The 3,505-nt window shown below is 45.5% G+C and carries 6 protein-coding genes and 1 pseudogene; 6 read left to right on the top strand and 1 reads right to left on the bottom strand.

Going from position 1 to position 3,505, the window contains the following annotated elements:
• A partial coding sequence (locus ACXAC4_RS20230; RefSeq protein WP_475164976.1) for a ferritin-like domain-containing protein occupies window positions 1–198 on the top strand: 198 nt, incomplete at its 5' end.
• Window positions 199–395: 197 nt separating this feature from the next.
• Here the strand turns inward: ACXAC4_RS20230 and ACXAC4_RS20235 are convergent.
• Window positions 396–596, bottom strand: coding sequence for a hypothetical protein (locus ACXAC4_RS20235; protein ID WP_475164978.1), 201 nt, complete (start codon window positions 594–596; stop codon window positions 396–398).
• A gap of 108 nt (window positions 597–704) precedes the next feature.
• Between ACXAC4_RS20235 and ACXAC4_RS20240 the strand changes: the two genes are divergently transcribed.
• The 5 genes and pseudogenes from ACXAC4_RS20240 to ACXAC4_RS20260 form a co-directional block, all read left to right on the top strand.
• On the top strand, window positions 705–794 hold the full coding sequence (locus ACXAC4_RS20240; RefSeq protein ID WP_475164980.1) for a hypothetical protein: 90 nt from the start codon (window positions 705–707) through the stop codon (window positions 792–794).
• Window positions 791–1,279, top strand: a complete 489-nt coding sequence (locus tag ACXAC4_RS20245) for a radical SAM protein (RefSeq protein WP_475164981.1) — start codon at window positions 791–793, stop codon at window positions 1,277–1,279. Before ACXAC4_RS20240 ends, ACXAC4_RS20245 begins: the two co-directional genes overlap by 4 nt.
• A 204-nt stretch (window positions 1,280–1,483) precedes the next feature.
• On the top strand, window positions 1,484–1,954 hold the full coding sequence (locus tag ACXAC4_RS20250; RefSeq protein WP_475164983.1) for a hypothetical protein: 471 nt from the start codon (window positions 1,484–1,486) through the stop codon (window positions 1,952–1,954).
• Window positions 1,955–2,307: 353 nt separating this feature from the next.
• Window positions 2,308–2,430 (top strand): hypothetical protein, encoded by a 123-nt coding sequence (locus tag ACXAC4_RS20255; RefSeq protein ID WP_475164984.1) that lies wholly within the window; start codon window positions 2,308–2,310, stop codon window positions 2,428–2,430.
• Window positions 2,384–3,505 (top strand): annotated as a pseudogene (locus ACXAC4_RS20260) (BCCT family transporter); the annotation flags it as partial. The gene ACXAC4_RS20255 and the pseudogene ACXAC4_RS20260, both read left to right, overlap by 47 nt.

The following is a 3,505-nucleotide window of genomic DNA, read 5'->3' on the forward strand; positions in this document are numbered from 1 at the left end:
TTAACGACGGTTAGATTCACCTCTTACACAGCACCTGTGACAACACTACTGAATGGTTTCACGCTATTATTAAAACAACAACGCGAGATTTTAGGTGTGGCAAGTGATGCAGAAGATGAAGGTACAGCCGCTCTAATGAGCGACTATATTAAAGAGCAAGAAAAACTAGTGTGGATGCTCAAAGCTTATTTGGGATAGTTCAGTTAAAGGCTTCATATGCTCAGGCTTAGCACTAATATAAGCCTTCTCATCGGGGTAAAAACAATATCTCTGTTTTTGCTCCTTGCCACAACTGCTTTAAATTATATTCCGCAATTGGGTTCACACCTATATAGTCGACCCATTTATAACCTCGTTGCTTTACCCCTTCGAAATATTCTTTAGTTGCCTCCAAACTATCTGGAGGTACTCATTTCAAATTCAGATAAATTCAGTACAGCACTGTCACAAGGTGTTGGCTCTGACATAACACGCTTAATAATATCATTTTGAAAATCAATCACCCCTTCGCGATTGAACCCACCTTTCAACGCAATATAAATCGTCGCATTTTCAATATGAACACGCCATAAACCGTGTGCTTTAAACTTCATCATCACCCATCACTCATGGGAAGGTCGCATTCTTGAATCGGCTGAAGGCGTCGAGGGCTTTGGCTACGACCCGGTTTCTTTGTCCCTGAAAAAGGCTGTAGCTCAGCGAGTTTGCCAAAAGAAGTGAAAAACCAACTTAGCCACCGTGCTAAAGCGCTAGCAGAACTGGTTGAGGCGTTTAAAGCCCGTCAAATGCTATGAGCCAATTGCCACCTTTAAGCCTTTACATTCATGTGCCTTGGTGTGTTCGCAAATGCCCTTACTGCGATTTCAACTCACACCAAGCCGACCGCTTTGAAGACCAAGGCAAGCTACCTGAGCAAGCCTACCTTGATCAGCTTATTGCCGATTTAGAGGTGGACCTGCCCTATGTCGCCGATCGTCCTATTCAAACCGCGTTTATTGGTGGTGGCACACCGAGCTTGATGAGCGCCGATTTCTACTACCAGTTGTTCGATCGTCTACGCGAGAAGCTGAACTGGGTCGAAAACGCTGAAATTACCATGGAAGCCGATCCTGGGACGTTCGAGCAAGAGAAATTCGCCCATTTTCGTAAGCAGGCATCAATCGTTTGTCGATCGGTATCCAAGTTTTCAGCCAAACCTGTTGAAAACCCTCGAGAAGAATCCACAATCGCGAAGAAGCAATCGCCGCTGTGGATAAGTCTCGTCTGGCAGGATCGATAACATCAACCTAGATTTGATGCATGGCCTACCTGATCAAAGCGTTGCAATGGCCCTTGAAGATCTAAAATTGGCCATTGAATTAAACCCAGAGCATTTGTCTTGGTATCAGTTAACCATCGAACCCAACACCGAATTCTACCGTCGCCCGCCAACGCTTCCGGAAAGACAATACCCTCTGGATACATTCAAGACGAAGGCCTCGTCTTGCTTGAGAAAGATGGTTATTCGCAGTATGAAATTTCTGCTAATGCCAAAGCGGGACGTCAAGCACAACACAATTTGAACTATTGGCGTTTTGGCGATTATCTCGGCATCGGTGCGGGTGCGCATGGAAAAATTACACTAACAAATGGGGAAATATTTCGTACCCGAAAGACCCGACACCCCAATCATTACCTAAATAATCTGCCAGAAGCCCTTTGTATCAAGGAGGCAATCGCTTCTGAAGAGCTGCCCCTTGAATTCATGATGAACCGCTTACGTTTGTTTGAAGAATTTCCACTTAGTGATTATGAGAAATACGCCTATCACACTGTTCCAAAAGAACTTTTTGAATCTTGCCAGAAAGCGGTCAAGTTAGGATTATTAGAACAGGATGCTTGGCATCAAGGCATCATCCGTACCAGTGAAAAGGGCAAATTGTTCTTAAATGAATTGCTCGGCAGCTATTCTTAGAGAGCTAACATTCTCACTCCTTACGATTGTTTGACATCAAATTAATATACTGCCATTCTCCCCACGAATTACTAAAAGCGCCCATAATAGAGGCGCTTAAAAGTTATGGAAGTACTTCTACCTCTAAGTAGAAGTTAGATTCAAATAGGTCTATTCTAATGAATAGACACTGCGACAATTGGAATGCAGACATAAATCCGATCCAAGAGACTCGGCCTTCATTCCAATTGTTACTGCCTTAACCACTTGGGAGTAAGTAACACTATGAGTAAAGAGAAACCGGCAGTCGGTCGGGAAGAGTACGATACGGACTATAAAGCCGGTCAGATAACGTACAGTTCCTCGGTTTAGATGTGCACAATCCTGTGTTTGGTATTTCAGCCTTCATCATTTTTGCTTTTGTCATTGGTTCTATTGTCTTTCCTGACAGTGCGAAAGATATGCTCATGGCGGCACGTGGTTGGTCGATCGAATAATTTTGATTGGTTCTACATGATTGCCGGCAACATTTTCGTGCTTTTCTGTTTGGCGCTCATCTTCTTGCCAATGGGTAAGATCCGTCTTGGCGGCACCGATGCCAAGGCCGAGCACTCCACCATTGCTTGGTTCTGTATGCTGTTCGCAGCGGGTATGGGTATCGGCTTAATGTTCTGGAGTGTTGCTGAGCCTGTGGCTTACTACACAGGCTGGTATGGCACGCCACTTAATGTTGAAGCCCGTTCACCGGAGGCAGAGTCTCTCGCCATGGGCGCAACCATGTTCCACTGGGGACTTCACCCATGGGCAATCTATGCTGTAGTCGCCTTAGCACTGGCTTTCTTCGCTTACAACAAAGGTCTGCCGCTCACGATCCGCTCTGCTTTTTATCCTCTTTTTGGTGAGCGTGTATGGGGTGCTCTGGTCACTTTGTCGATATTCTCGCGGTGATTGCAACGATTTTTGGTTTGGCCACTTCACTAGGTTTTGGTGCGCAACAAGCCACCAGTGGTCTGCACTTCCTATTTGATATTCCGAATACATTGACCACTCAAATCGCCGTGATTGCAGTGGTGACAGGTGTTGCGATTATCTCTGTAGCACGTGGTCTAGATGGCGGTGTAAAACTGCTCTCCAATATCAACATGATCATTGCTGCGTTGTTGGCTATTTTCGTATTAATCGTTGGCCACACTGGTGCGATCTTTGGCGCCATGGGTACCACGTTAGTGGGTTATATCGAAAATATCCTACCGCTAAGTAACATGGTGGGCCGTGAAGATGAAACCTTCTACCACGGCTGGACAGTATTCTACTGGGCATGGTGGATTAGTTGGTCACCATTCGTAGGCATGTTTATCGCACGTGTTTCACGTGGTCGTACCGTTCGTGAATTCATCATCGCTGTACTACTTGTACCAACCTTAGTATCGGTTGTTTGGATGGCCATCTTCGGTGGTTCTGCAATTGAGCAAGTGCAACAGGGCACAGGTGCACTAGCAGATGGTATCGGTGAAGTATCACTCGCAATGTTCCAAATGTTTGAGCACCTACCGCTGACCTCTGTGATTTCTT

The organism is Pseudoalteromonas sp. AWM4_233 (assembly GCF_056158285.1).